Raw genomic sequence first — 26,190 nt, 5'->3', positions numbered from 1 at the left:
AACGCGGCGAGTGTTGCGGAAAGCCTTGACCGGCGCAATGGCCGTTCAGGCCCGCCTGCGGCGTCCTCCGCCACGTCGCCCGCCACGGGCGGCGGCGGGTTCGCCGGTCTCGGCTTCCTTGTTGAAGGCGATCCAGGCGCCGCCATGCGGGTCCTGGTTCATCAGCAGGTTGGCGGCGCGGATCGCGGCCATCTCGGAGCCGGGCTTCGAGCGGGTCGAGCCCATGCCGAAGAGGGTCACGAAGGTCTCGTCATCCATGTCCTCGGGCAGGATGATGCCGGCCGCGGCGACCTCGGCCTTCTTGGCTGCGATCTTGGTCTGGGTGACGGGCAGGGCGACCGGGTTCATGATCGCCGAGGTCATGCCCGCGCCCATCGCCATTGGCAGGAAGGCGTTGTTGATGCCGTGCCGGTTGGGCAGGCCGAAGGAGATGTTGGACGCACCGCAGGTGGTGTTGACGCCGAGCTCGTCGCGCAAGCGGCGCACGAGGGCAAAGACCTGCTGGCCGGCGGTGGCCATGGCACCGATCGGCATCACCAGCGGGTCGACCACGATGTCATGCGCCGGGATGCCGAAATCGGCGGCGCGTTCGACGATCTTCTTCGCGACCGCAAAGCGCACGTCGGGATCCTCGGAGATGCCGGTGTCGTCGTTCGAGATCGCCACCACCGGCACGTTGTATTTCTTCACCAAGGGCAGCACCAGCTCGAGCCGGTCTTCCTCGCCGGTGACCGAGTTCAGCAACGGCCGACCCTCGGCGGCCTCGAGCCCGGCCTCGAGCGCGCCCGGCACCGAGCTGTCGATGCAGAGCGGCAGGTCCACCAGCCCCTGCACCAGCTCGACGATCTGGCGCATCAGCGGCGGTTCGGTCTCGTTGGGGTTGGGGTTGGAGTTGTAGACCACGCCCGCGTTGATATCGAGAATGGCGGCACCGGCGGCGGCCTGCGCCAGCGCGTCCTTTTCCACTGTCGAGAAATCCCCGGCCTCGAGTTCGGCGGCGAGCTTCTTGCGCCCCGTGGGGTTGATGCGCTCGCCGATCACGCAGAACGGTTCATCGAACCCGAGCGTGGCGGTGCGGGTCTTCGACTCGACAACGGTTCTCGTCATGGAATGTGTTCTCCTCTCAAACGGTCCAGAAGCGTGGGCAGGGTGGCGTCGGTGTAATCGGCAATGGTGGCCTGGGCCCCGGCCTCGCAGAGGCGGTCATGGCTGAGCCCCGAGCGCACGCCGATGGCATAGGCCCCGGAGCGCGCGGCGGCGCGCATGCCGCTCTGGCTGTCCTCGAAAGCGAGGCAGTGATGCGGCTCGGCACCAAGCTGGCGCATTGCGGCGAGGTAGGGCTCGGGGTCGGGCTTGGCGCGGGCGCATTCGTCGCCGATGATCAGCAGCTCGAAGCGGTCGCTGAGGCCGATGGCCCTGAGCATGTGCTCGCCGTTCTCGCGCGGGGCATTGGTCACCACAGCCAGGCGCCATCCTTCGCGGTCGGCCTGGTCGAGCAGCGCCACCGCGCCGGGCATCGGGGCGGCGCCGTCGCCGAGGCGCTCGCGGAAGCGGCGTTCCTTCTCGTCCGAGAGCGCCTGCGCGTCGCAGCCCGGGAAGAGCTTGGGGAACATCTCGAGATTGTGGTGCCCGTGGATGCGGTTTTCATAGATCTCCGGGGTGAGCTCCTTGCCGTGCTCGGCAAAGATTTCCGCGAAGACCGCGTAGTGAAGCGGGTCGGAGACGAGCAGTGTGCCGTCCAGATCGAAGAGGAGAGCTTTGGTCATGCCCGTCCCGATACAGCGTCTCAGATCGCGCGTCGAGCGGGGCGCGTGGCCTCGCCGCCGTGGGTCGCGGCCCACTCGGCGCAGGTCTTGATGCCGCCGAGCGGAAAGAGATGCGCCTGTTCGATGGGAAAGCCGGGATCGGCGGCCTTGCGCGCGGCCAGCTCGGCGGTGAGCTCGGTGGGCTCGTAGGGCAGCAGAAGCTTGCTGACGTCGAGCGCGCGCTTTTGCAGGACCCGCAGCGACGGGCCGACGCCGCAGGCGATGGCGAACTTGATCATGGTCTGCAGCTTGGCCGGGCCGGCAAGGCCGATATGGATCGGCAGGTCGACACCGTTTGCGCGCAGCCGGCTGGCCCAGTCGAGGATCGGCTCCGCCTCGAAGGCGAACTGCGTGACCATCGCCATCCGCGCGTCGCTGCGCTCGGAGAAGTCCTGCTTCCAGCGCGCGGCGGCCATGACCTCGGCCTCGCCACCATCGGCGTCGATGTCGCGGTTGCCCTCGGGGTGGCCCGCCACGTGCAGGCGGGTGAAGCCGGCCTTGTCGAAGAGCCCGGTCTCGAGCAGCTGCATCGAGCTGTGGAAATCGCCCTTCGGCTCGGAGACACCGCCGGCGAGGATCAGGCCTTGCGTGATGCCGGCCTCGCCCTGATAGCGGGCGATCCAATCGGCCAGCGTGGCCCTGTCGGCGATGATGCGGGACGGGAAATGCGGCATGACGTCGAAGCCTTCGCCGGCGATGCGGCGGGCGGTGGCGACCATGTCCTCGATGGGGGTGCCGTCGATATGGGCGATGTAGACGCGGGTGCCCTCGGGCAGAAGGGCGCGGAAATCCTCGACCTTGGCGGCGGTGCGCGGCATCACCTCGATGGAATAGCCCCTCAGAAATCCGCCGAGCCCCGTGGTCGGGGGAGTGGCCTTGGGCTTGCGGAAATTCAGTAGGGACATCCAGCGGCTCCTTAGGGTCATCAGGGGGGGCGTCAGGGGGTTGCCGGGCCGGGGGCCCAGCCGTCATTGGCGATCAGGGCCCGAAGACGGGCATCGTCGTAATCATGCTCGAGGCGGGCGGCGGTGGCCTCGGCCAGCGCCTGCGGCTCGCCATCAGCCTCGCCACCGGAGGCGCGCCGCCACTCGGCGAGATAGGCATCGGTGTCGGACGCGCCCACCTTCATCGCGGCCCGGTCGATCGCCTGCTCGAAGCGCTCCGGCAGCGGCGCCTTGGCGCCGCGGCGACCGCGGCCCACAAGCACCTGCGCCGGGATGTCGCGCCAGTAGACGATGGTGATCTCGGGCATGTCGGGCGATTCCCTTCCTCCTGTTCCTTTTTGTTTAGCGGCGCCGCCTGCTGCGCCGGGGTCGGTTTTCGACACTCACCGTCCCGTGTGCGACGTCGGGTCGGTCGCCCGTTCGGTCAGGGTTGCAACCAGAAGGCGGGTGGACCTCCAAAAACTATCCTTTTGACATATTTTTGCTGCGCTTTTACGGCAGGCTTGCTGTGATGTCGGCGCGCGGGCGCAGCTGCCTGCGGCTACGAAGGGTAGGGAAAGCGATGGTCATCGCGGTGAAAGCGCACAGGATTGCCTACATGGCGCTGCCCAAGGCGGGCTGCTCCACCGTGAAGGCCGCGCTGGCGCAGGTCGATCCCGACACGGCCGTGCCCGAGGGCGAAGCCGCGGACGTGATGACCTGGCACCGGCTCTACCCGACCATGCGCTTCCGCCCGCACCGCTGGAAGGCGTATGACGACTGGTGGCGCTTTTGCGTGGTGCGCGATCCGCTCAAACGGCTGCTCTCGGTCTACACCAACCGGGTGGTCGGCATGCGCGAGCTGCACAATTGCCGCAAGATCCTGCGCGGCAGGGTTGACCTGCCGATGGATCCCGATCCGGACTTCTTCTTTCAGAACCTGCGCGCCTATGTCGAGGCAGCCTCGGTGATCAAGCACCACGCGCTGCCCGCGTGGCTTTTCCTCGGGCCGGATCTCGGGCGCTACGACCGGATCTACCGCACCTCCGAACTCGCGCTGTTCGGAGAGGAACTGGCCGAGCGCACCGGCTGCCGCGTGACCATCGCGCGCGAGAACCGCAGCGAGACGCGGCTGGGGCCTGACGATCTCGCGCCCGAGACGCGCTCGGTGCTGCGCGACCATCTCGAAGAGGAATACGGCTATCTGGCCGAGTTCTATGAAAATCCCTTTGGTCCGCGCCTGCATCGCGCTTGCACGGGAACCGCGCGCCGCGTATCGTGACGCCAACTTAAAATTCGGAAAGGCGCACAGTCATGGCGCCAAGGCGTCCCAAAGGTGCGGGCGCTTTCCCGAGACCGGTAGAGAGCCCCGCGCCGCAACCGCCTGATCCTAGTGCGCTTTATGCCGCTCTGGATCTGGGCACGAACAGTTGCCGCATGCTGATTGCCCAACCCAAGGGCAGCCAGTTCCATGTGGTCGACAGCTTCTCCAAATCCGTCCAGCTCGGGCAGGGGCTCGAGCGGACGGGGCGGCTTTCGCGTGCCTCGATGAATCGCACCATCGGGGCGATCCGCGTCTGCCAGCAGAAGATCAAGCGCCACAAGGTCGAACGTATGCGGCTGGTCGCCACCGAGGCCTGCCGCCGGGCGCAGAATGCGCGCGAGTTCATCCGGCAGGTTCGGCGCGAGACGGGTCTGCAGCTCGAGATCATCCAGCCCGAGGAAGAGGCGCGTCTCGCGGTGATCTCCTGCGCGCCGCTGGTTTCGACCCGCACCGAGCAGCTTCTGGTCGTGGATATCGGCGGCGGCTCGACCGAGTTGGTGTGGATCGACCTTTCCTCGGTGCCGCGGCGCGACCGGCCGGCGGCGATCATGCGGCTGCATGCCGGCTTCCACCCGCCCGAGAGCCCGTTTCCCGCGGCCAAGGTGGTCGACTGGATCTCGGTGCCGCTGGGGGTGGCGACGCTGCGCGACCAGTTCAACGACGTCGAGGATGACGCCGCGCGCTATGCTTTAATGAGCTGGTATTTCGAGGAGAACCTCTCGGAGTTCGCGCCCTACAAGGATGCCCAGTCGCGCGAAGGTTTCCAGATCGTCGGCACCTCCGGCACGGTGACCACGGTGGCGGCCTCGCATCTGGGGCTGCGGCGGTACGACCGGACGAAGGTCGACGGCCTGCGCATGACCTCGGATCAGATCGAGGCCGTGATCGGACGATATCTTGAGATGGGCCCGGCTGGCCGCCGCCGCGATCCGCGCATCGGGCAGGACCGGCAGGCGCTGATCATGTCGGGTGCGGCGATCCTGCAGGCGCTGCTGCGGCTGTGGCCCACCGATCGCCTGTCGGTCGCCGACCGTGGTCTGCGCGAAGGGCTGCTCTACGCACAGATGTCTGCCGATGGGGTGCTGGAGGACGGGCCGCTCTGAGGCCGCTGAGCTTCTAGGCGGCAGGCGTCTGCCTGTGGAGCGGCGCTCCTGACCTCGACGACTTTCGGGTTCCGATCCCCGCGCTGATCTGCCCGGAACAGGCCGAAGGCGCCGGGCGAGCGCCTGCCCGTCCCGGCGGGCTGGCGCTTTGTCATCTTTGCGCTCTGGATTGAGGTCGTCCGGACTTGGCGGGGATACATCGACGACCTCGGAGGCGGCAAGCGCCACCCCACGGGCAGGCGCCGGCCCGGCTCGTATCGCAGATTTTGGCGCGTCGGCTCGATCTTGCCGCGCCTGAAAAAAGCCCGGCGCTCCGAGGAGCACCGGGCCTTCTCAAATCCGCCAGTGGCGCGATCTTAGAACGGGATCTCGTCGTCGAGATCGCGCGAGGGAGCACGGCCACCGCCGCCGCCCGAGCCGCTGCCGTAATCGTCGCGGCCACCGCCATAGCCGCCACCGCCGCCGCCACCACCGTAGCCGCCGCCGGAACCGCCGAAGTCACCGCCGCCGCCGCCACCTTGGCGGCTGTCGAGCAGGGTCAGCTCGCCGCGATAGGGGCGCAGCACGACCTCGGTCGAGTAGCGATCCTGGCCGGACTGGTCCTGCCATTTGCGGGTCTCGAGCTGGCCTTCGAGATAGACCTTCGAGCCCTTGCGCAGATACTGCTCGGCGATCCGCGCCAGCGGTTCCGAGAAGATCGCGACCGAGTGCCACTCGGTGCGCTCGCGGCGCTCGCCGGTGTTGCGGTCCTTCCAGTTCTCCGAGGTGGCGATCCGCAGGTTGCACACCTTGCCGCCGTTCTGGAAGGTGCGGGTCTCGGGATCGGCCCCGAGATTGCCCACCAGGATCACCTTGTTCACTGAGCCGGCCATGTCATCCTCACGCGTTGTTCCGATTCTTCTCCCCCGGAGGGGTTTCAAGGAGCCTTACACAGCCATGCCGCACCATGCCACCGGATCGTTGTGGAAAACCCCGGCGCGCGCCCGCCCGCCGGGAACAGTGCCTGATACACCGGCCACGGTTAATGAACCGTTCGGGATTGGTTAACGAAAGATTGGCGGGAACCTGCGCGCCGGCGGTCGCAGGGGTAGCGAAATCCTGCGTGATCCGTATAGTCGGCGCGGGATTTGAGGGGCGCAACGTCGCCCCCGTGGACATTGGGACAGAACAGGGTGGTTCATGCGAGTACTGCCACGTAAGGCGTTGCCGGCGCTGCTTTGCGCCGCCATTTCCGCCACGGCCGTCCAGGCCGAGACCATTTCGACCAAGAACCGGAACATGCTGTTTCGCAAGCAGACCTCCGTGCTCGACAACCGTGCGGCGGAGCAATACCGCAGCTCGGTGCGGCTCAAGCCGGCCTCGGTGATCACCCCGACAAAATGGGGCCCGATGGGCGGCGACGAGGACAGCACGCCGGTCTATCGCGGGCGCTACAACGGTCAGTATGCCGACATGGCGCGCACCGCCGCGCGCCGTCACGGCGTGCCCGAAGACCTGTTCCTGCGGCTGGTGAAGCAAGAGTCGAACTTCAATCCGAAGGCGCTGTCGCACAAGGGCGCCATCGGCCTCGCGCAACTCATGCCCTTCACCGCCAAGCGGCTCGGGGTGAACCCGCACGACCCGGCGCAGAACCTCGAGGGCGGGGCGCGCTATCTCAAGCAGCAATTCGTCACCTTCGGCTCATGGCGGCTGGCGCTGGCGGCCTACAATGCCGGCCCCGGTGCGGTCGAGAAACATGGCGGGGTGCCGCCCTACCGCGAAACCCGGAATTACGTGAAGATTATCTGGGGCAGCTGAGCGGACCGGGACATCTTGTCCTAGGGAAATGCTCGGGAATTGACCTCTCCGGCGCTTGGGTCTAGGCACGGGACCATTGTCTCGTGCTCAGTGGATGCGCCCGATGAAGACCGCCCCGATCCTCAGCCTGACCGTTGCCGCCGCGCTCGCGGCGGGCCTTGCTGCCAGCGCCCTGCGCGCCACGCCGCCGGACGTCCCGGACAGTCTCGAGGCGCTTGGCGAGGCGCTGTTCTTCGATCCCAACCTGTCGCGGAACCGCACCCAGAGCTGCGCCACCTGTCACGATCCGGCCTATGCCTTTGCCGATCCGCGCGGCGCGGCGTCGCCCGGTGACGATGGCAGCTCGCTCGGCGATCGCAACGCACCGACCGCGACCTATGCCGCCTTCGTGCCGCCCTTCGGAAAGAACGAGGAGGGTGAGTGGTGGGGCGGGCTGTTCCATGACGGCCGCGCCGGCACGCTCGAGGCGCAGGCTGGCGGCCCGCCGCTGAACCCGGTCGAGATGGGCATGGCCGACGAGGCCGCCGTGGTGGCGCGTCTGCGCGGGGATCCGATCTATGCTCAGGCCTTCCCGAAGCTCTTCGGGGCCGGGGTTCTCGACGCGCCGAAGGCCGGATACGAGGCCATGACCCGCGCCATCGCCGCCTTTGAGCGCGGGCCGGAATTCGCGCCGTTCGACTCGAAATATGACCGCTTCCTGCGCGGCGAGGCCGAACTGACCCGGCAGGAGGAGCTGGGGCGGCTGCTGTTCTTCTCGCAGCAATTCACCAACTGCAACCAGTGCCACCAGCTGCGCCGCAGCGCCGTGGACCCGGAGGAGACTTTCTCGGATTACCGTTTCCACAATATCGGTGTGCCCGAGAACAGCGATCTGCGGGCGATGAACGGCATCACCACCGCCGATCTCGGGCTGCATGGCAATCCGGGGGTCGAGGCGGCCGCCGACAGCGAGGGCCGCTATCGCACACCGACGCTGCGCAATGTCGCGGTGACGGCGCCCTACATGCACAACGGCGTCTTCGAGGATCTGCGCACGGTCATCCTGTTCTACAACACCTACAACACGCGGTCCGAGGCGCGGAAGATCAACCCCGAGACTGGCGCGCCGTTCGGGCCGCCGGAAGTGGCCGAGAACATCGCGATGGACGAGCTGACCCATGGGCCGGCGCTCGAGGACCAGCGCATCGACGCGCTGGTGGCCTTTCTCGAGACGCTGACGGATCAGCGCTACGAGCACCTTCTGGGGGAATAGGGAAGAGGCGCGCTCAGCCCTGCGAGAGGCCGAGCTTGTAGAGGTGGATCTCGAAAGAGGGATGCATCTCGGCCCCGATGACGCCCGGACGATAGTGGCGGTAGAGCGAGCGCCAGTAGGGCTGCACGATCACCGCATCGTCCTGCAACAGCCGCTCGATCCGGGCCATGACGTCGCGCCGCGCCGCGTTGTCGGCGATGGCCAGCGCCTCCGCCACCAGAGCGTCGAACTCGGGATTGGCATAGCCGGTTTCGTTCCACGATTCACCCGAGCGATAGGCCAGCGCCAGCACCTGGATGCCCAAAGGGCGGTGGTTCCACTCGGTGATCGACAGCGGATAGCTCTTCCACTCGCTCCAGAAGCGCGAGCCGGGCAGGACCGTTCGGGTGACCTTGATCCCCGCATCCTTGAGCAGGGCCTCGGCCGCGTCTCCGGTGCGCATGGTCAGGCCGTCATCGAGCGTGACGAGATCGTGCTCGAAATCCAGCATTCCGGCCTCTTCGAGCAGGGCCACGGCGGCCTCGGGGTCATAGGGCGTGTGGCCCACATCGGCGTAGTCGGGATGGACCGGCGCGACATGGTGGTTCTCGGCCACCACGCCGAGGTCGGAATGGCCGTATTCAAGGCAGAAAGCGTTGTCGATGGCGAGTTGCAGCGCCCGTCGCACGCGCTGGTCTGCATAGGGCGCCTTGCCCTCGACGAGCGCCGTCTGGTTGCCGCGCAGCACCACGGTGGAGCCGGTCACCACCTGCGAGCGCTCCCAGCCGAGCGCATCGCCGAGAGCGATGAAATCGCCGATATTCTCGTAGAGCATGTCGACCTCGCCGGCCTCTGCGGCGGCGAGCCAGGCGGCCGGGTCGGTGCCGTAATCGAGGAACTCGATGCGTTCGAGCGTGGCACCGCCGAAGCCTTCGGCGCGATCGCCCCACCAGTCGTGATCGCGGTTGCGGACCAGCACCGCCCGCTCGCCCGGGACCAGGCTTGCGGGCAGGTAGGGCCCTGTGCCCACGGGGGCCGAGAGCATCTCTTCGGGGTCGTGGCTGGCGTGAACCACGGCGGCGGGGTAGTCGGCGAGCCCGACGATCAGCGCCACGTCGGGCATCGGCAGCGCGAGGCGGACGGTGAGCGGGTCGAGCTCGGTCACGGCGCCCTCGTGAAGCTTGCCGGTCTCGCGATCCACCAACGTGGTGAGACGGCCCGCCATCGAATTGCCCTCGATCTCGCGGTCGCACCAGTAATGGAAAAGGCGTACCACGTCCGAGGCGGTGAAGGGCTCGCCGGTGGTCCATGTCACGCCGGGGCGGACGTGCAGCACGTATTCGGTGGCGTCGTCGTTGACGTCCCAGCCCTCGAGCAACATGCCGCGGACCGAGCCGTCGCGATTGTACTCGACGAGGTATTCCAGCCAGCCGCGGGTGATGTTGGTGATCTCGGACCAGTCGGCGGTGCGGGGGTCCTTGAGCGGCCGCACCTCCATCTGGATGCGCAGGCCGGGCAACGCCTCTCCGGCGCCTTGCGGTGGTTCCTGGGCCTGGGCGGGCGTGCCCAGACCGCCCAGCGCATAGGCGGCACCGACGCCGAGACCGAGCCCCGTGACGCGGGTCAGGAACTCGCGCCGGCCGATCAGGCCCTGCGCCAGCTCTCGCGCGTAAAGCTGTGCCGCGGGATGCGTCGCCCGGGGCTCACCGGTCTTGGTCATGTCGGTCCTTTCCTGCCGCGCGGCAGAGTCCTTCGCCGCAGATCAAACCCCATATCCGCCCGCAGGGGCAAGGATTTTCCCGCATCAGACGGCTAGTGACGCAGCCCGGGGCGGGCGCCGTGCCGGCCACGGCGGATCTCGGTCGGAGAGTGGCCGGTATGGCTGCGGATGAAGCGGGTGAAATAGGGCGCGCTGTGGAAGCCAAGGCTCTCGGCGATGCGGTTCACCGGCGGGTCCGGCTGGGCCAGCAGCCGCTGCGCCTCGTGCAGCTTGCGCTCGGCCAGCATCGTCGCGGCGGTTCGGTCGCAGGCAGCGCGCGCGGTGCGCGTCAGGTGCGTGGGCGTCACACCGAGCGCGGCGGCATAGTCCGATACGCCCCGGTCGCTGCGGAAGCCGGCGCTGAGCGCGCAGGCATAGAGCCGCATCAGCCGCCGCGCCGCGTTGGGCTTGCCATCGTCCTGCGGCGCGGCTTCGCCCTGACGGTGCAGCCAGACGGAGACGAGGCTGGCATGGGCGCCAAGGGCCTGAGCCAAGTGCCCGCGCTGCTGGCTCTGTTCGCGCATCATCGCATCAAGCAGGGCGGTGAGCTCCGCCTGTGCGGCGCCTTCGCGGATGCGCAGGTGCCACGGCGCCCCGGGCCAGAGATCGCCACCGACGGGGCTATGCAGCACCAGCCCGAGGCTCTGCAGCCCCGGCTCGAGCGCGAAGAGCGTGCCCGCCGGGATGAACAGCGCATTGTGCGGCCCGAGCCCGCGCCGCAGGCCCTCGACGGTGGCGCGGCCCTGTCCGCGGGTGAGCCAGATCAGCGTGTGCTCGGGGCGGTCATGCAGCAGGCGGTACTGCCAGCCGGGTTGCTGCCCCAAAGACGCGACCCGGACGGGCGCGGTCCCCGCGGCAGCGGCGCTCATGCGCCGGCCCCGGCGGGGGCGATCTGCGGCCAGTCGCGCATCCGCGCGCGGAACCAGCTGCGCTGGCGCTTGGCAAACTGGCGCGTGAGGACGGTGGCCCGGTGCGCGGCCTCCCCGAGAGAGATCTCACCGCGCAGATGCGCCATCAGCTCGGCGGCACCGATCGCCTTGGCCGAGGGCAGGTCGGGTGACCAGGTGGCGAGGTTGGCGCGGGCCTCAATGAGCGCGCCTTCGCGGATCATCTTGTCGAACCGCGACTCGATGCGCGGGGTGAGCCAGTCCTTGGGCGCGTCGAAGAGGATCGGCTGGCAGCGTTCGAGCGGCAGCATCGGGGCAGGGGTCTCGTCCTGCCAGTCGGCAAGTCCGCGACCTGTGGCGCGCAGGACCTCCCAGGCGCGCTGCACCCGCATGGGGTTCATGGTGTCGATGCGGGCGCGGGTCTCTGGGTCGAGCTCGGCTACCATCGCCGCAAGCGCGCCAGCTGCCAGCCGCGCCATGGCCTCGGCGCGAATCTCCGGCGGTGTCGCCGGGATCTCGGCCAGCCCCTCGGTCAGGGCGGTGAAGTAGAGACCGGTGCCGCCGACGATGATCGGCCGTTCGGCGCCCCCGAGAATCGGCGCCAGATCCCTCAGCCATTCGCCCACCGAATAGGCTTGGGCGCCCGGGATGTGACCATAGAGCCGGTGCGGGGCCTGCGCCTCTTCTTCAAGAGACGGCCTTGCGGTCAGCACCCGCCAGTCGGAAAACACCTGGATCGCATCGGCGTTGACGATGACCCCACCCTGCCGGGCAGCGATCTCCAGCGCCAGCGCGGACTTGCCGCTGGCGGTCGGTCCGGCGATCAGGACCGGGCGCTCCGGGTCCGGCGCGAGACGCGCAAGTCTGTCTGCCAGGCCGGCCTCGCTCACCATGTGTTCCCCTATCCTGCGCCATTGCAGCGGCGCCGGTTTTCCGCCACATATGGCGCCGATCCTATCCCCTCTCAGCGACGGAGTTCAACATGGCCGAGGCACCGCAGACCACCTTCAAACGCGTCCTGCTGAAAATCTCCGGGGAGGCGTTGATGGGAGAGCAGGGCTACGGCCTGAACCCGCCGACCGTCGAGCGCATCGCCCGCGAGGTGAAGAGCGTGCACGACATGGGCGTCGAGATCTGCATGGTGATCGGCGGCGGCAACATCTTCCGCGGCCTTGCGGGCTCGGCTCAGGGCATGGAACGCACCACCGCCGACTACATGGGGATGCTCGCCACGGTGATGAACGCGCTTGCGATGCAGTCGGCGCTCGAGGAGTTGGGGGTGTTCACCCGGGTGATCTCGGCCATCCGCATGGACGAGGTCGCCGAGCCCTATATCCGCCGCCGCGCCGTGCGCCACCTCGAGAAGAAGCGGGTGTGCATCTTCGCGGCCGGCACCGGCAACCCCTACTTCACCACCGACACCGCCGCCACGCTGCGCGCCAACGAGATGGCCTGCGAGGCGATCTTCAAGGGCACCAAGGTCGACGGCGTCTACGATAAGGATCCGGTCAAGCACGACGACGCGGTGCGCTACGACAATGTCAGCTATGACGACGTGCTGGTGAAGAACCTCAAGGTGATGGACGCCTCGGCCATTGCGCTGGCCCGCGACAACAGCCTGCCGATCATCGTCTTCTCGCTCGACGAGCCGGGCGGCTTCCGCGGCATCCTTGCCGGGCAGGGCACCTATACCCGGGTCAGCGGCTGACGCTTGTCTGCCGTGCCCTCGCTCCGAGCGCGGCACCGGCGGCACGGCCGGACGCCTCCGGCGGGAGTATTTTTGACGAAGAGAAGCCAGGGGCGCAGCGCTTCTGGCTTCTTTGGTTCAAAAATACCTCGGGGGTGAATTGGCGCACGGCGCCAAGAGGGGGCTGGCCCCCCGCCGCGCCTGCCGGGAAGGGCCGCGCCGGGACAGGGCGCGGCGCAATCGTTCACCCCAGATGGATCCGGCCCTCGGGAAAGCGGACCCGGGGGACTGAGCGGGTGGCGAGGAAATAGCCCAGCGTCAAAGGGCCCACGCGGCCGATGAACATGATCGCCATGATGACCACGCGTCCCGGTTCGGTCAGCTCTCCGGTGAAGCCGCGCGACAGACCGACCGTGCCGAAGGCCGAGGCGACCTCGAAGCAGACGTCGAGGAAATGGCCCTCCTGGGTGGCGCTCAGGATGAACACGCCGATGAACACCAGCACCACGCTGATCGCGGTGAGCGCCATGACCTTGAGCACCTCCGGCAGGCCGATCGAGCGTCCGAAGGCGTTGAGCTGGGTACGGCGCTGGAAGAAGGCCACGGTGGCGAGGCACATTACCACGAAGGTGGTCACCTTGATTCCGCCCGCGGTGGAGGTCGGACCGCCACCGATCAGCATCAGCGAGATCACCATCAGCGCGGTGCTGTCATGCATGCCGGCCACGTCGACGGTGTTGAAGCCGGCGGTGCGCGGCGTTACGCCCTGGAACCACGCTACCATGATCCGCAGCCACGGGCTGTCGAACTGCCCCAGCGTCTCGGGGTTGTGCCATTCGAGCGCCGCGAAGGCGCCCCAGCCCCAGAGGATCAGCGCGGCGCTGCCGGTCAGCATGATCTTGGTGTGGAGCGAGAACCGCGACCAGCGGCGCAGCCGGGCGATGTCGTCGATCACCACGTAGCCGATGCCGCCGACGATGAAGAGCAGCGGGATCACGACGTTCACCACCGGGTCGCCGGCGAAGGGCTCGAGGCCGGAGGAGAAGGTCGAGAAACCGGCATTGTTGAAGGCCGAGACCGAGTGGAACAGCGCCACCCAGAGGCCGCGCCCGAGCCCCAGCATCGGCACGAAGCTCACTGCCAAGAGCGCCGCGCCCAGCAGCTCGCAGATCAGCACCACCTGGAAGATCCGCTTCACCAGCCGCATCAGCCGGTGGAGCGAGCTCTGGTTCAGTTCCTCGCGCAGGTAGATCTGCCCTGTGAGCCCAACCGGCACGCGCAGCGCAGCAAGCACCAGCACGGCGAAGGTCATCAGACCCAAGCCGCCGAGCTGGATCAGCACCATCAGCACCGCCTCGCCGAACATGGTGAACGCGCCCACCGGATCGACGACCGACAGCCCGGTCACCGTCACCGCCGACGTGGCGGTGAAGAAGGCCTCGGACCATGTCATCGGCACCAGAGTGGCGCCGGGCAGCTTGAAGCTCAGCGCCCCCAGCACGGTGAAGACGAAATAGAGCGCCGCGAGGCTCAGCGGCGGCGAGACATGCAGCAGCCGGCGCGCAAGGCGCTGCCGCGAGACGCTGAGGCCGAACGCCACCGGGATCAGAGCTCTTCGCCGAAGGCCCGCAGGTCTCCGCGCTTGCCCAGGACCAGAAGCCGGTCGTCCTTCTGCAAGGTCGCGGCCGGGTTGCTGCAGTCGCGGAACTCGGTGCCGCGCATCACCCCCAGAAGCCGCAGGTCGGGGCGTTCAGTGAGCGTCAGATCCGAAATCGCCGCCCCGTCGAGCCGCTCGGGCAGCAGGATGTTGACCACGCTGTAGCCATTGCCGAGGCTGACATAGTCCTTCATCGCCGGGTTGTTCAGCATCTGCGCCGTGTGGCGGCCCATCTCCTGCTCGGGCAGGATCACCCGGTCGGCGCCCAGTTTCGACAGGATCCGGTGGTGGGTGCGGTTGGCCGCCTTGACCCAGATCCGGTCGAGCCCGAGCAACCGCAGGTTCATCGTGGTCAGGATGCTCGACTGGATGTCGGACCCGATGGCGCAGAGCGCCACGTCGTACTGGTCGATTCCCGCCTCCCGCATGGCGGTCTCGTCGGTGGTGTCGAGAATCGCCGTGGCGGTGAGTGTATCGGCCATCCGGGCGACCAGTTTCTCGTCGGAATCGACGCCCATGACATGGTTTCCGAAACGGGCGAGTTCCTGCGCGACGGTGCTGCCAAAGGCGCCGAGACCGATCACGACAAAGGTGGAGTGGGAGCGAGGCAAGCGGCTCTCCTTCGTATGGGCGCTGTCCTGACGCGGGACGGTTTCACCGGGTCGTGGCCAAGTCAAGAGAGCCGGACCGAGCACCGGGGTCGCACCGCAAACCGCTATACATCCGGGGTTTCCTGCCTTAGAAAGCGGTCGGAACGAAAAACACCTGAGCGGGCAGACCAACATGTCAGAAGATTTCGAACTCGATACCGACGATCTGAAGCGCCGCATGGATGGCGCCATGGCGAACCTGCGCACCGAATTCGCATCGCTCCGTACCGGCCGCGCCTCGGCCTCGATGCTCGAGCCGGTGCAGGTCGAAGCCTATGGCCAGATGACGCCGATCAACCAGGTCGGCACGGTGAACGTGCCCGAGCCGCGCATGGTCACCATCAATGTCTGGGACAAGGGCCTGGTGAACAAGGTCGAGAAGGCGATCCGCGAGTCGGGCCTTGGGATCAACCCCCAGATGAACGGCACCATCATCATGCTGCCGATCCCCGAGCTCAACGAGGAACGCCGCCGCGAGCTGGGCAAGGTTGCGGGCCAATATGCCGAGCACGCCCGCGTGGCGGTGCGCAACGTGCGCCGCGACGGCATGGACCAGATCAAGAAGGCCAAGGCCGACGGCATGTCCGAAGACGACCAGAAGTTCTGGGAGACCGAGGTTCAGGAGCTGACCGACGCCTACATCAAGAAGGTCGATCAGTCGCTCGAGACCAAGCAGGAAGAGATCATGCAGGTCTGAGCCCGACCGGCGGCGCCAGAGGCAAAGGGAGGGGCCTTACATGCCCAAACCGATCCGCGATGGCGCCGGTCCGCGTCATGTGGCGATCATCATGGACGGCAACGGTCGCTGGGCACAGCGCCGGGGTCGTCCGCGGCTCTTTGGCCACCATGCCGGGGCCAAGCGTGTCCGGGAGATCGTCGAGGCCTGCCCGGATCTGGGCGTGGGCTACGTGACGATCTTCGCCTTCTCCACCGAGAACTGGAAACGCACCCAGTCCGAGGTCGCGGGCCTGATGAGCCTGTTCCGGCGCTACATCACCAAGGAGGCGCGCTCGCTTCTGGGCGAGAACGTGCGGGTGCGCTTCATCGGTGATCGGGTGCGACTCGATAGCAAGCTGGTGACGCTCATGGACGAGCTCGAGCAGCTGACCGCCGGTTGCACCGGGGTGAACCTCACCATCGCGATCAACTACGGTGGCCGTGACGAGGTGGCCCGCGCCACCAAGCGCCTTGCCGAGGACGTCGCGGCGGGCCGGCTCGATCCGGCAAGCGTCGACGAGGAGACGCTGCCGAAATACCTCGATACCTGCGTGCTGCCCGATCCCGATCTGGTGATCCGCACCAGCGGCGAGGCGCGAATCTCGAACTTCCTGCTCTGGCAATCGGCCTATGCGGAGTACGAGTTCGTCGACACGCTCTGGCCCGATTTCAGCGCCGATGAGTTCGGCTCTCTGGTGAGTGCCTACGGCTCACGCGAACGCCGTTACGGAGGCGTGAAGGCATGACCAGCTCAAGATGGACCGACCTCAAGCCCCGGGTGCTCTCGGCGGCGGTGCTGATTGCCTTGGCGCTGGCCGCGGTGTGGATCGGCGGGATCGCCTGGCGGGCCTTCATCTCGCTCGCCTGCGGCATCATGGTCTGGGAGCTTGTGCGCATGGTCGACACTGCGCGCGACAAGTCTGCCAACATCCTCGGCGTTCTGGCGGGGCTCTGCGCCCTGGCCACGCCCTACCTGCCGCCTGCCTTCGCGTTGCCGCTGCTGCTGCTGCCGTCGATGGCGGGGTTCGGTCGGATGGAGCGCGGCGGCGTGACCTTTGCCGTCTTCACCGCGATGATATTGCTCGCGGGTTACGGATTTATGAAGCTGCGCAGCGATTTCGGGCTGATCTGGATGCTCTGGCTGGTCTGCGTCGTGGTGATCACCGATATCGGCGGCTACTTCGCCGGGCGCTCGATCGGCGGGCCGAAGCTCTGGCCGCGTGTCAGCCCCAAGAAGACCTGGTCCGGCGCCATCGCCGGCTGGGTCGGCGCAGCGGTCGTCGGGCTGATCTTTGCCGGCACCACCCATGCCGGGCTTGGCCTCATGGGCATCTCCATCGCGATCTCGATGGCGAGCCAGATCGGCGACATGGCCGAGAGCACGATCAAGCGCCGGGCCGGGGTTAAGGACAGCTCGAACCTGCTGCCGGGCCATGGCGGCCTTCTCGATCGCTTCGACGGGATGCTGGGCGCGGCGCTGTTCCTGCTGATCGCGGGCCAGATCGTGGACTTTCCGCCGGGGCTTGAATGAGACGGATCTCGATTTTCGGAGCCACCGGCTCCATCGGGCAGAACACCATCGACCTGATCAAGCGCGACCCCGAGGCCTACCACGTGGTGGCACTGAGCGGCGGGCGCAATATCGCGCAGCTGGCCGAGGACGCCCGCGCGCTGAAGGCCGAAATTGCCGTTACCGCCGATCCGTCGCTGCTGCCTGAACTGCGCGAGCGGCTGGCGGGCAGCGGTGTCGAAGCCGCGGCTGGTGAGACCGCGCTGGTCGAGGCGGCACACCGCCCGGCCGATTGGGTGATGTCGGCCATCGTCGGCGCGGCGGGGCTGCCGCCCGGGCTGGCCGCACTCGAGCAGGGTGCGTCTCTGGCGCTTGCCAACAAGGAAAGCATGGTCTGCGCGGGCCCGCTGGTGATGCAGACGGCGCGCGCCCATGGCGGCGCGGTGCTGCCGGTGGACAGCGAGCATTCGGCGGTGTTCCAGGCGCTGATCGGCGAGGATCTGAGCGCCGTCGAGCGGGTGATCATCACCGCCAGCGGCGGCGCCTTTCGCGACTGGCCGCTCGAGAAGCTGGCGACGGCGACGCCCGAGCAGGCCGCGACCCATCCCAACTGGGACATGGGGCAGCGCATCACCATCGACAGCGCCTCGATGTTCAACAAGGCGCTCGAGCTGATCGAGACCAAGGAATTCTTCGACATCGACCCGGGGCTCATCGAGGTGCTGGTGCACCCTGAATCGATGATCCATGCGCTGGTCGGTTTCAACGACGGCGCGCTGATGGCGCATGTGGGTCCGCCCGACATGCGCCATGCCATCGGCTTCGCGCTGCACCATCCGCGTCGGCTGGCGCTGCCGGTCGAGCGGCTCGATCTGGTCAAGATGGGGCAGTTCACGTTCCGCGAGGCCTGCGAGATCCGGTGGCCGGCGCTGCGTCTGGCGCGCGAGGTGATGCAGGCGGGTGGGCTTTCGGGCGCGGTGTTCAACGCCGCCAAGGAGCGCGCCCTCGACGCCTTCATCGCAAAGCGCATCGGTTTCCAGCAGATGGCCGAGGTGGTCGAGGAAACACTTCAGCGTGTGTCTGCCCAAAGTGGCCTTATTGCGGCCCGTATCGATCTTGATAACGTGCTTGCGGCTGACCATCTCGCCCGTAGGACCGCGGACGAGATAATGAAAATAAGTGAGAGGTAGAGCTTTTGGACCTAGCGCAGCTGATCCCGCAATTCGGAGGCGTGATATATACGCTCGTCGCCTTCGTCGTGGCGCTTTCGGTGATCGTGGCCATCCATGAATACGGCCATTACATCGTCGGGCGCTGGTCCGGGATCGATGCGGATGTGTTCTCGCTCGGCTTCGGGCCTGTGATCTACTCCCGCTACGACAAGCGCGGCACCAAGTGGCAGATCGCCGCGCTGCCCTTCGGCGGCTACGTCAAGTTCAAGGGTGACGCCAATGCCAGCGGCGGGGCCGATCTCGACAGCCTCGCGCACATGTCCGAGGCCGAGCGCCGGCGGACCATGAACGGCGCACCGCTCTGGGCCCGGGCCGCAACCGTGGCCGCCGGTCCGGTGTTCAACTTCGCACTGACGATCCTGATTTTTACCGGGCTCTTCATGGTGCAGGGCAGGGTGACCGAGCCCTTCACCGTGGGGGATCTGCGGGCGCTGCCGGTGGCGCAGGAATTGCGCGAGGGCGACGAGATCCTCGCCATCAACGGTGCGCCGATGCCGTCCTTCGACGATGCCGAGGGCTTCGAGACTTTCATGCAGGGCCTCCCGCACGAGCCGGTGCTGCCCTATACCGTCTCGCGCGACGGCCAGCAGCTCGAGGTCGACGGGCCGTACGTCTATCCGCCGCTGGCGACCCAAATCGTGCCGCGCTCCGCTGCAAACGAGGCCGGGCTCGAGCCGGGGGACATTATCCTCAACATCGACGGCGAACCCGCTTTCGCCTTCGAGCAGCTGAAGCAAAAGGTCGAGGGCTCCGAGGGTGCTCCGCTTGCTCTGACGGTGTGGCGCGAGGGCGAGACGCTCGAACTCGAGATGACTCCCAAGCGCACCGACGAGCCGCTGCCCGAGGGGGGCTATCACACCGTCTATCGCATCGGCATCGTCGGCGGTCTGGCCTTCGAGCCGGCGACCAGCATGATCGGCCCGGTCGATGCCTTCCTCGGTGGCGTGGAGCGCACCGGCAACATCATCTCGGGCTCGCTCTCGGGGCTGTGGAACATGGTGATCGGCAACATCTCGTCGTGCAACCTGTCGGGGCCGATCGGCATCGCCCAGACCAGTGGCGCGATGGCGAGCCAGGGCGGCCAGAGCTTCATCACCTTCATCGCGGTGCTGTCTACTGCGGTGGGCCTGCTGAACCTGTTCCCGGTGCCGGTGCTCGACGGCGGCCACCTCGTGTTCCACGCCTGGGAAGCGGTGACCGGCAAGCCGCCTTCGGACAAGGCGCTGAACGTGCTGATGTCCATCGGCCTGGTCCTGATTCTGTCGCTGATGACCTTTGCGCTGACCAACGATCTCTTCTGTCCCTGAGGGACAGTCTCCCGCACGGAAACCGACGCCGCGTTTTCGTGCGGGCTATGCCGCAAAACAGCCGCAATGGGGGGCTAGGAACGGTTCGGAAACCAATTTCTGGAAACCGGCTGGACCACCATGCACACGCTTCAAACCGGATATCGCGGCCTCGGCCTGCTCGTCATGATCAACCTGGATCGCGTTCTCAGCGTCCTCGCGATTGCGGGCGCGTTGTATTTGGGCGCCTTTCTGGGATCGCTCTGAAAACGGGCCGTTTCGGCTTTTGACAAGGTACTTCAATCCCGATACTCACGTTGAAAAATAAAGGCGGAGTGGATTGAAGGATGACCCAAGGGCTTTCAGGGGCCAGCCTCCTGCGTGGCGCGCGCAATCTTAAAATTGGCAGCTCGCTAGCGGCGCTTTCTGTCGCAATATCAGTGGCTTTCACGGCGCTCCCGGTGCCGTCCCAAGCCCAGACCTTCTCTTTCAGCAACGTCTCGATCGAGGGCAACCAGCGGATCGAGGCCGGCACCATCCTCAGCTATGCGGGCATCGCGCGCGGGGCACAGGTTTCGGGCGGCGAGCTGAACGCGGCGTATCAGCGGATCGTCGCCTCCGGCCTGTTCGAGACGGTCGAGATCGTGCCGCAGGGCAACACGCTGGTGATCCGCGTCACCGAATATCCGACGATCAACCGCATCGCCTTTGAAGGCAACCGCCGGATCAAGGACGAGGATCTCGCGGCCATCGTCGCCACGCAGCCGCGCCGGGTCTACAGCCCGAGTGCCGCCGAGCAGGACGCCAATGCCATTGCCGAGGCCTACACCCAGCAGGGTCGCATCGCAGCACGGGTGACGCCCAAGCTGATCCGGCGTTCGGACAACCGCGTTGATCTGGTCTACGAGATCTTCGAAGGCGGCGTCACCGAGGTCGAGCGCATCTCCTTTGTCGGCAACACCGAGTTCAGCGACCGCCGTCTGCGCCGCGTGCTCGAGACCAAGCAGGCTGGCCTGCTGCGCGCGATCATCACTGCGGACACCTTCATCGCCGACCGGATCGAGTTCGACCGCCAGCTGCTGCAGGATTTCTACGCCTCGCGCGGCTATGTCGACTTCCGCATCACCGGTGTGAATACCGAGCTGGCCTCGGAGCGCGACGCGTATTTCGTGACCTTCAACATCGAGGAAGGGCAGCAGTTCGATATCGGCGAGATCAGCGTGCAGTCCGATCTGCCCGAGGTCGATACCCTGCTGTTCCGCGACGCCATCAAGATGAAGTCGGGCCAGACCTACTCTCCGTCCACGATCGAGAACGAGATTGCGCGTCTCGAGCGGCTCGGCGTGCAGGAAGGGCTGACCTTTGTGCGGGTCAATCCGCGCATCACCCGCAACGATCGCACCCAGACCCTCGACGTGGCCTTCGAGATGACCCGCGGCGAGCGAATCTTCGTCGAGCGCATCGACATCGAGGGCAACACGACCACGCTCGACCGCGTCGTGCGGCGGCAGTTCGACACGGTCGAAGGCGATCCGTTCAATCCGCGCGCCATCCGCCAATCCGCCGAGCGCATCCGCGCGCTGGGATTTTTCTCCGAGGCGGATGTGAATGCCCGCGAAGGCACCACGCCGCAGCAGGTGATCATCGACGTCAACGTCGAGGAACAGCCGACCGGCTCGATCGGTTTCGGCGGCTCCTACTCGACCTCGAACGGTCTGGGCCTGTCGCTGTCCTTCAGCGAACGCAACTTCCTTGGCCGCGGGCAGCGTCTGTCCGCCGGGGTCAGCACCGCCTCGACCAACAACAACTACTCGTTCAACTTCGTCGAGCCGCGCTTCCTCGGCCGTGACCTGACCTTTGGCCTCGGCGCCAGCTACTCCGCGACCGAGCAGGAATATGCCGAGTTCGACACCGGCCGCGGCGTCTTCCGTCCGAGCATCGGCTTCCCGGTTTCTGATTTCGGCCGTCTCAGCCTGCGCTACACGCTGGAATACAGCGACATCCTCAACACCGACGACGGCGATGCCGGCCAGATCATCCGCGCCGAGGAAGACCTCGGCGAGCGCTGGGACAGCAGCCTCGGCTACACGTTCAGCTGGGACACACGGCGCGACGGCCTTGATCCGAACGCCGGTGTTCTGCTTGAGTTCGGGCAGGATTTCGGCGGGCTCGGCGGCGATACCAGCTTTATTGAGACCAACCTCCGTGCCGTTGCGCAGCAACGCGTCTGGAACGAGGAAGTCACCCTGAGGGCCACCTTCGAGGCCGGGGCGCTGAACTACACCAGCGGCCGCAGCCGAGTCACCGACCGCTTCCGTCTGAACGACTCCACGCTCCGTGGCTTTGAGTACGGCGGCATCGGGCCGCGGGAATTCAACGACGCAGAGGACGTGGACGACTCGCTGGGCGGCAACTACTTCGCCGTGATGCGGCTCGAAGCGGAATTCCCCATCGGTCTGCCGGATGAATACGGCATCACCGGCGGCCTGTTCTACGACATGGGATCGGTCTGGGGGCTTGATGACGCGACCACGTCGACGACAACGAACGACATCCTCTACGAGGATTTCAGCCTGCGTCACGTGATCGGCTTCTCGGTGTTCTGGGACTCCGCGCTCGGGCCGCTCCGGCTGAACTTCTCGCGTCCCCTGGTCAAGGAAGACGAGGACCGCGAACAGAACTTCAGCCTGACCGTCTCGACAGAGTTCTGAGATGATCCGGGCCCTGAGGCATCTCGTCCTCGCGCTCGGCCTCGGATTGGCCGCAGGGGCCGCGTCCGCACAGGGCGCGGATCCCGGCATCGTCGAAAGCGACTTTCTCACGATCGAGTTCGACCGGCTGTTCGCCGAGAGCGCGTATGGCGAGCGGGTGGCCGAGAGGCTCGAGCAGGAGGGGACCGAGATCGCCGCCGAGAACCGCCGCATCGAGGCCGAGCTTACGTCGGAGGAGCGCGAGCTTACCGAGAAGCGCGCAACACTCGACCCGATGGAGTTCCGTGCGCTCGCGGATGCGTTCGATCAGAAGGTGCAGGGGCTGCGCCGTGAACAGGACGCCAAGGCCCGTGCGGTCGGCGAACTCTCCGAACGGCTTCGCCGCGAGTTCATCACGGCCTCTGAGCCGGTGATCGAACAGATCATGCGCGAGGCCGGTGCCGTGGTGATCCTCGAGAAGCGCTCGCTGTTTCTCTCGGCCGACGTGATCGACATCACCGACGCGGCCATCGCCCGCATCGACGCCGAGATCGGCGATGGGTCCGAGGCGTCCGAGGCTCCGGCTCAGCCCTGATCTGGCCTCGACGCTTGCCCCGTCACGCCGCTGTTGCTAGGGACGGGGCGACAGATCGACAGGAAAACACCATGACCGACACGTTGCTCACCGCGGATATCCAGCTGATCCAGCGCATTCTGCCGCACCGTTACCCGTTCCTCCTGGTTGACCGGGTGGTCGAGATCGACGGCTACAAGTCGGCGGTCGGCATCAAGAATGTGACCATGAACGAGCCGCATTTCCAGGGCCACTTTCCGGGCCAGCCGATCATGCCGGGCGTGACCATCGCCGAGGCCATGGCGCAGACCGCCGCCGTGATGGTGGGCACCGCGCTCGATCTCGCGGACAAGGACCTGAAGGTCTATTTCATGGCCATCGACAAGTGCAAGTTCCGCCGCATGGTGGTGCCGGGCGACCAACTGCGCATGAACCTCACCACGCTGCGCGGCAAGCCCGGCGGCAAGGTCTGGAAATTCGGCGGCGTGGCCGAGGTCGAGGGCGAAATGGCCTGCGAGGTCGAGTTCACCGCGATGATGGACCTGCCGACGTGACCGAGACACAGATCCATCCCGGCGCCATCGTCGAGGACGGGGCGCAGATCGGCGAGGGCTGCATCATCGGCCCGTTCTGCCATGTCGGCCCCGAGGTCGTTCTCGGCCCGCGCGTCGAGCTGAAATCACACGTCGTGGTCACCGGCAAGACCGAGATCGGAGAGGAGACCGTGGTGTTTCCCTTCGCGGTGATCGGCGAGATCCCGCAGGACCTCAAGTTCCGCGGCGAGAGCACCAGTCTTGTGATCGGCAAGCGCAACCGCATCCGCGAGCATGTCACGATGAATTCCGGCACCGAGGGCGGTGGCGGGGTGACCAGCGTCGGCGATGACGGTCTGTTCATGGCCGGCTGCCACGTCGCGCATGACGTGCAGGTTGGCGACCGGGTGATCCTGGTCAACAACTCCGCCGTGGCCGGGCATTGCGTGATCGCCGATGATGTCATCGTCGGCGGGCTTTCGGGCGTGCACCAGTGGGTGCGCATCGGGCAGGGCGCGATCATCGGCGCGGTGACCATGGTCACCAACGACGTGATCCCCTACGGCCTCGTGCAGGCGCCGCGCGGCAAGCTCGACGGGCTCAACCTCGTGGGGCTCAAGCGCCGCGGCGTGAGCCGGGCCGACATCACCGCACTGCGCGCCGCGTTCCAGATGCTTGCGCAGGGCGAGGGGGCGTTTGCCGACCGCGCCAAGCGGCTCGGTGACGAGACCCAAAGCGAGCATGTGCGCGAGATCGTCGATTTCATCCTCGGCGACAGTGATCGTCATTTCCTGACCCCGGGCTGAGCGCATGCTGGCGCTGATCGCAGGGCAGGGCGCCTTGCCCCGCGCGGTGGCCGACGCCTGCCCGGAGCGCCCTCTGATCTGCGCGCTCGAGCCGCATATGCCCGAGGGGCTTGCGGTCGACCGCAGCTTCCGGATCGAGACGCTGGGCAGCTTCCTGCACTGGCTACGAAAGCGCGGCGTGACCCGGATCTGCATGGTCGGCCGCGTTGCGCGTCCCGAGATCCGGCTGACCCAGCTCGATTGGCGCACTGTGCTGATGCTGCCGGCCTTTCGTCGTGCGTTGAAGCGCGGCGACGATGGGGCGCTGCGAATTGTCATCGGTCTGCTCGAGGGCGCGGGGTTCGAGGTCGTGGGGGCGCACGAGGCCGCCCCTGACCTGCTGCCACCTTCAGGCGTTCTGACGCAGGTGCAGCCCGGGGCCGCCGACATCGGCGCGGCACGGCTGGGCGATCAGGTCAGTCGCGAGCAGGGCGCACGCGATTTCGGGCAGGCCTGCGTGATCCGAGACGGCGCGGTGCTGGCCCGCGAGGACGAGGCCGGCACCGATGCGATGATCGACTCGCTCGAGGCCGCCGCTGGCGGCGTGCTCTACAAGGCCGAGAAGCCGGGGCAGGACCATCGCGCCGATCTGCCGGTGGTCGGCCCCCGCACGGCTGAGGGTGCCGTCCGGGCGGGGCTCTCGGGCATCGTGCTTTCAGCAGGCGGCGTGATGACGGTCGACCGGCCCGCGATGATCGAGGCGCTCGACGCCGCCGGGCTGTTTCTCTGGGTGCGGGAGCGCGACGCATGAAGGTTTATATCACGGCAGGCGAGCCCTCGGGCGACAAGCTCGGCGCGTCGCTGATGGAGGGTCTCAAGGCCAGGGTGCCCGAGGTCCAGTTCACCGGTATCGGCGGCGAGCGGATGATCGGGCAGGGACTCGAGAGCCTGTTTCCCATGGACGAGATCTCGGTCATGGGGATCACCGAGATCCTGCGCCAGTACGGCAAGCTCAAGGCCCGCATCCGCGAGACCGCCGAGGCGATCATCGCCGCCAAGCCGGACGTGCTGATCACCGTCGACCTGCCGGAATTCTCGCTGCGGGTGGCCGAGCTCGTCAAGGCGCGCTCCGACATCCGCGTGGTGCATTACGTGGCGCCCACGGTCTGGGCGTGGCGTCCGAAGCGCGCCACCAAGATGGCGCGCCATGTCGATCAGGTGCTGGCGCTGCTGCCCTTCGAGCCGCCCTACATGGAAGCCGCCGGGATGCGCTGCGATTTTGTCGGCCACCCGGTGGTGACCGAGCCGCAGGCCGGCGACGATGACGTTGCGGCCTTCCGCCAGCGCCACGATCTTGGAGACGCGCCCGTCGCGCTGATCCTGCCTGGCTCGCGCCGCTCCGAGGTGTCGCGCCTCGCGCCGGTCTTCGGGGACGTGGTCGCTCGGTTGCAGCAGGAACGCCCGGATCTGCGCTTCGTCCTGCCCGCCGCAGCCCCGGTGGCACCGATGGTCGAAGAGCTCTGCGCAGGCTGGGCGGAGCCGCCGCTGGTCCTCGACCCGCGCAAGCTGGGTGAGGATATGGCCGCCGAGAAGCGCGCTGCCTTCGCCGCCTCCGACGTAGCGCTCGCGGCGTCTGGCACGGTCTCGCTCGAGCTGGCCGCGGCCGGCACGCCGATGGTGGTGGCCTATGACATGGGCTGGCTCTCGCGCGAGATCATCGGGCGGATGCTGCTAGTCGACACGGTGACGTTGGTCAACCTCGTGTCCGAGACCCGCGCCGTCCCTGAGTTCATCGGAAAGGCATGCCGTCCCGCCCCGATCGCCGATGCGCTGCTGTCCGTGCTCGAGGCGCCGCAGGCGCAGGTCGAAGCGATGGCGCTGACCATGGAGCGGCTGGGCCGCGGTGGCCCGCACCCGGGCGACCGCGCTGCGCAGGCGGTGCTGGAGGGGCTGGGGCGGGGCTGAGCCGCCCGGCCGGGGCTCATGAAAATGGCCGCGGGATGTTCCCGCGGCCCTTTTGTTTCTGGTCCGTGTCAGGTC

General features: G+C 67.2%; 27 protein-coding genes. 17 read left to right on the top strand and 10 right to left on the bottom strand.

What is annotated here, in order from left to right:
• Positions 1 to 45: 45 nt before the first annotated feature.
• The 4 genes from R2601_RS17115 to R2601_RS17100 are packed head-to-tail and all read right to left on the bottom strand — an operon-like array spanning position 46 to position 3,057.
• Complete coding sequence (locus tag R2601_RS17115) at positions 46 to 1,107, bottom strand: methyltetrahydrofolate cobalamin methyltransferase (protein WP_007800566.1); 1,062 nt, start codon at positions 1,105 to 1,107, stop codon at positions 46 to 48.
• Positions 1,104 to 1,766, bottom strand: a complete 663-nt coding sequence (locus R2601_RS17110; protein ID WP_007800565.1) for an HAD family hydrolase — start codon at positions 1,764 to 1,766, stop codon at positions 1,104 to 1,106. Before R2601_RS17110 ends, R2601_RS17115 begins: the two co-directional genes overlap by 4 nt.
• Positions 1,767 to 1,786: 20 nt before the next feature.
• Positions 1,787 to 2,710: a methylenetetrahydrofolate reductase gene (locus tag R2601_RS17105; protein ID WP_007800563.1), complete on the bottom strand. Its 924-nt coding sequence runs from the start codon at positions 2,708 to 2,710 to the stop codon at positions 1,787 to 1,789.
• A gap of 32 nt (positions 2,711 to 2,742) precedes the next feature.
• Positions 2,743 to 3,057 carry a virulence factor gene (locus tag R2601_RS17100; RefSeq protein ID WP_007800561.1) on the bottom strand — a complete coding sequence of 105 codons (315 nt, stop codon included), beginning with the start codon at positions 3,055 to 3,057 and terminating at the stop codon, positions 2,743 to 2,745.
• Between the two features lie 203 nt (positions 3,058 to 3,260).
• Here R2601_RS17100 and R2601_RS17095 point away from each other — a divergent pair, with 203 nt between their 5' ends.
• Both R2601_RS17095 and R2601_RS17090 read left to right on the top strand, forming a co-directional pair.
• Positions 3,261 to 4,010 (top strand): sulfotransferase family 2 domain-containing protein, encoded by a 750-nt coding sequence (locus R2601_RS17095; protein WP_311135716.1) that lies wholly within the window; start codon positions 3,261 to 3,263, stop codon positions 4,008 to 4,010.
• 32 nt (positions 4,011 to 4,042) lie between these two features.
• The gene (locus tag R2601_RS17090; protein WP_040544861.1) at positions 4,043 to 5,155 is read left to right on the top strand and encodes a Ppx/GppA phosphatase family protein; all 1,113 of its coding nucleotides are present in this window, start codon (positions 4,043 to 4,045) and stop codon (positions 5,153 to 5,155) included.
• Between the two features lie 356 nt (positions 5,156 to 5,511).
• On the opposite strand, the gene ssb is transcribed toward R2601_RS17090, so the two are convergent.
• Positions 5,512 to 6,027 carry a single-stranded DNA-binding protein gene (ssb, locus tag R2601_RS17085; protein ID WP_007800556.1) on the bottom strand — a complete coding sequence of 172 codons (516 nt, stop codon included), beginning with the start codon at positions 6,025 to 6,027 and terminating at the stop codon, positions 5,512 to 5,514.
• Positions 6,028 to 6,334: 307 nt separating this feature from the next.
• Here ssb and R2601_RS17080 point away from each other — a divergent pair, with 307 nt between their 5' ends.
• The gene (locus tag R2601_RS17080) at positions 6,335 to 6,952 is read left to right on the top strand and encodes a lytic transglycosylase domain-containing protein (RefSeq protein ID WP_040544859.1); all 618 of its coding nucleotides are present in this window, start codon (positions 6,335 to 6,337) and stop codon (positions 6,950 to 6,952) included.
• 103 nt (positions 6,953 to 7,055) lie between these two features.
• Positions 7,056 to 8,204, top strand: a complete 1,149-nt coding sequence (locus R2601_RS17075) for a cytochrome-c peroxidase (RefSeq protein ID WP_007800554.1) — start codon at positions 7,056 to 7,058, stop codon at positions 8,202 to 8,204.
• Between the two features lie 13 nt (positions 8,205 to 8,217).
• On the opposite strand, the gene R2601_RS17070 is transcribed toward R2601_RS17075, so the two are convergent.
• The 3 genes from R2601_RS17070 to miaA form a co-directional block, all read right to left on the bottom strand.
• Positions 8,218 to 9,903: an ABC transporter substrate-binding protein gene (locus R2601_RS17070; protein WP_007800553.1), complete on the bottom strand. Its 1,686-nt coding sequence runs from the start codon at positions 9,901 to 9,903 to the stop codon at positions 8,218 to 8,220.
• A gap of 92 nt (positions 9,904 to 9,995) precedes the next feature.
• A complete protein-coding gene (locus tag R2601_RS17065; RefSeq protein ID WP_040544857.1) occupies positions 9,996 to 10,811 on the bottom strand; it encodes a helix-turn-helix transcriptional regulator in 816 nt (271 codons plus the stop codon).
• Positions 10,808 to 11,722: a tRNA (adenosine(37)-N6)-dimethylallyltransferase MiaA gene (miaA, locus tag R2601_RS17060; protein ID WP_007800551.1), complete on the bottom strand. Its 915-nt coding sequence runs from the start codon at positions 11,720 to 11,722 to the stop codon at positions 10,808 to 10,810. The genes R2601_RS17065 and miaA overlap by 4 nt, the downstream gene beginning before the upstream one ends.
• Before the next feature lie 89 nt (positions 11,723 to 11,811).
• Between miaA and pyrH the strand changes: the two genes are divergently transcribed.
• A complete protein-coding gene (pyrH, locus tag R2601_RS17055) occupies positions 11,812 to 12,537 on the top strand; it encodes a UMP kinase (RefSeq protein WP_007800550.1) in 726 nt (241 codons plus the stop codon).
• 223 nt (positions 12,538 to 12,760) lie between these two features.
• On the opposite strand, the gene R2601_RS17050 is transcribed toward pyrH, so the two are convergent.
• Positions 12,761 to 14,116, bottom strand: coding sequence for a TrkH family potassium uptake protein (locus tag R2601_RS17050; protein ID WP_007800549.1), 1,356 nt, complete (start codon positions 14,114 to 14,116; stop codon positions 12,761 to 12,763).
• A gap of 5 nt (positions 14,117 to 14,121) precedes the next feature.
• Positions 14,122 to 14,784, bottom strand: a complete 663-nt coding sequence (locus R2601_RS17045; RefSeq protein WP_040544855.1) for a potassium channel family protein — start codon at positions 14,782 to 14,784, stop codon at positions 14,122 to 14,124.
• A 172-nt stretch (positions 14,785 to 14,956) separates the two neighbouring features.
• Here R2601_RS17045 and frr point away from each other — a divergent pair, with 172 nt between their 5' ends.
• The 12 genes from frr (at position 14,957) to lpxB (ending at position 26,115) form a co-directional block, all read left to right on the top strand.
• On the top strand, positions 14,957 to 15,520 hold the full coding sequence (gene frr / locus R2601_RS17040; protein ID WP_007800545.1) for a ribosome recycling factor: 564 nt from the start codon (positions 14,957 to 14,959) through the stop codon (positions 15,518 to 15,520).
• A gap of 40 nt (positions 15,521 to 15,560) precedes the next feature.
• A complete protein-coding gene (gene uppS / locus R2601_RS17035; RefSeq protein WP_007800543.1) occupies positions 15,561 to 16,286 on the top strand; it encodes a polyprenyl diphosphate synthase in 726 nt (241 codons plus the stop codon).
• Positions 16,283 to 17,071, top strand: coding sequence for a phosphatidate cytidylyltransferase (locus tag R2601_RS17030; protein WP_007800542.1), 789 nt, complete (start codon positions 16,283 to 16,285; stop codon positions 17,069 to 17,071). The genes uppS and R2601_RS17030 overlap by 4 nt, the downstream gene beginning before the upstream one ends.
• Positions 17,068 to 18,240, top strand: coding sequence for a 1-deoxy-D-xylulose-5-phosphate reductoisomerase (gene dxr, locus R2601_RS17025; RefSeq protein ID WP_007800541.1), 1,173 nt, complete (start codon positions 17,068 to 17,070; stop codon positions 18,238 to 18,240). Before R2601_RS17030 ends, dxr begins: the two co-directional genes overlap by 4 nt.
• A gap of 5 nt (positions 18,241 to 18,245) precedes the next feature.
• On the top strand, positions 18,246 to 19,589 hold the full coding sequence (rseP, locus tag R2601_RS17020) for an RIP metalloprotease RseP (RefSeq protein WP_007800540.1): 1,344 nt from the start codon (positions 18,246 to 18,248) through the stop codon (positions 19,587 to 19,589).
• A 120-nt stretch (positions 19,590 to 19,709) separates the two neighbouring features.
• On the top strand, positions 19,710 to 19,835 hold the full coding sequence (locus tag R2601_RS27580; RefSeq protein ID WP_007800539.1) for a hypothetical protein: 126 nt from the start codon (positions 19,710 to 19,712) through the stop codon (positions 19,833 to 19,835).
• A gap of 80 nt (positions 19,836 to 19,915) precedes the next feature.
• Positions 19,916 to 22,279, top strand: coding sequence for an outer membrane protein assembly factor BamA (gene bamA, locus R2601_RS17015; RefSeq protein ID WP_040544851.1), 2,364 nt, complete (start codon positions 19,916 to 19,918; stop codon positions 22,277 to 22,279).
• 1 nt (position 22,280) lies between these two features.
• The gene (locus R2601_RS17010) at positions 22,281 to 22,853 is read left to right on the top strand and encodes an OmpH/Skp family outer membrane protein (protein WP_007800537.1); all 573 of its coding nucleotides are present in this window, start codon (positions 22,281 to 22,283) and stop codon (positions 22,851 to 22,853) included.
• Between the two features lie 71 nt (positions 22,854 to 22,924).
• The gene (gene fabZ / locus R2601_RS17005; protein WP_007800536.1) at positions 22,925 to 23,386 is read left to right on the top strand and encodes a 3-hydroxyacyl-ACP dehydratase FabZ; all 462 of its coding nucleotides are present in this window, start codon (positions 22,925 to 22,927) and stop codon (positions 23,384 to 23,386) included.
• Positions 23,383 to 24,171 (top strand): acyl-ACP--UDP-N-acetylglucosamine O-acyltransferase, encoded by a 789-nt coding sequence (gene lpxA / locus R2601_RS17000; RefSeq protein WP_007800535.1) that lies wholly within the window; start codon positions 23,383 to 23,385, stop codon positions 24,169 to 24,171. The genes fabZ and lpxA overlap by 4 nt, the downstream gene beginning before the upstream one ends.
• A 4-nt stretch (positions 24,172 to 24,175) precedes the next feature.
• Positions 24,176 to 24,961, top strand: a complete 786-nt coding sequence (locus R2601_RS16995; protein ID WP_007800534.1) for an LpxI family protein — start codon at positions 24,176 to 24,178, stop codon at positions 24,959 to 24,961.
• Positions 24,958 to 26,115 (top strand): lipid-A-disaccharide synthase, encoded by a 1,158-nt coding sequence (lpxB, locus tag R2601_RS16990; RefSeq protein ID WP_007800533.1) that lies wholly within the window; start codon positions 24,958 to 24,960, stop codon positions 26,113 to 26,115. The genes R2601_RS16995 and lpxB overlap by 4 nt, the downstream gene beginning before the upstream one ends.
• Positions 26,116 to 26,190: the final 75 nt, after the last annotated feature.

This window comes from Salipiger bermudensis HTCC2601, from assembly GCF_000153725.1.
Lineage (GTDB): Bacteria > Pseudomonadota > Alphaproteobacteria > Rhodobacterales > Rhodobacteraceae > Salipiger > Salipiger bermudensis.
Note: the sequence above shows the minus strand (reverse complement) of the source record. Positions and strands in the feature narration are given on the sequence as shown.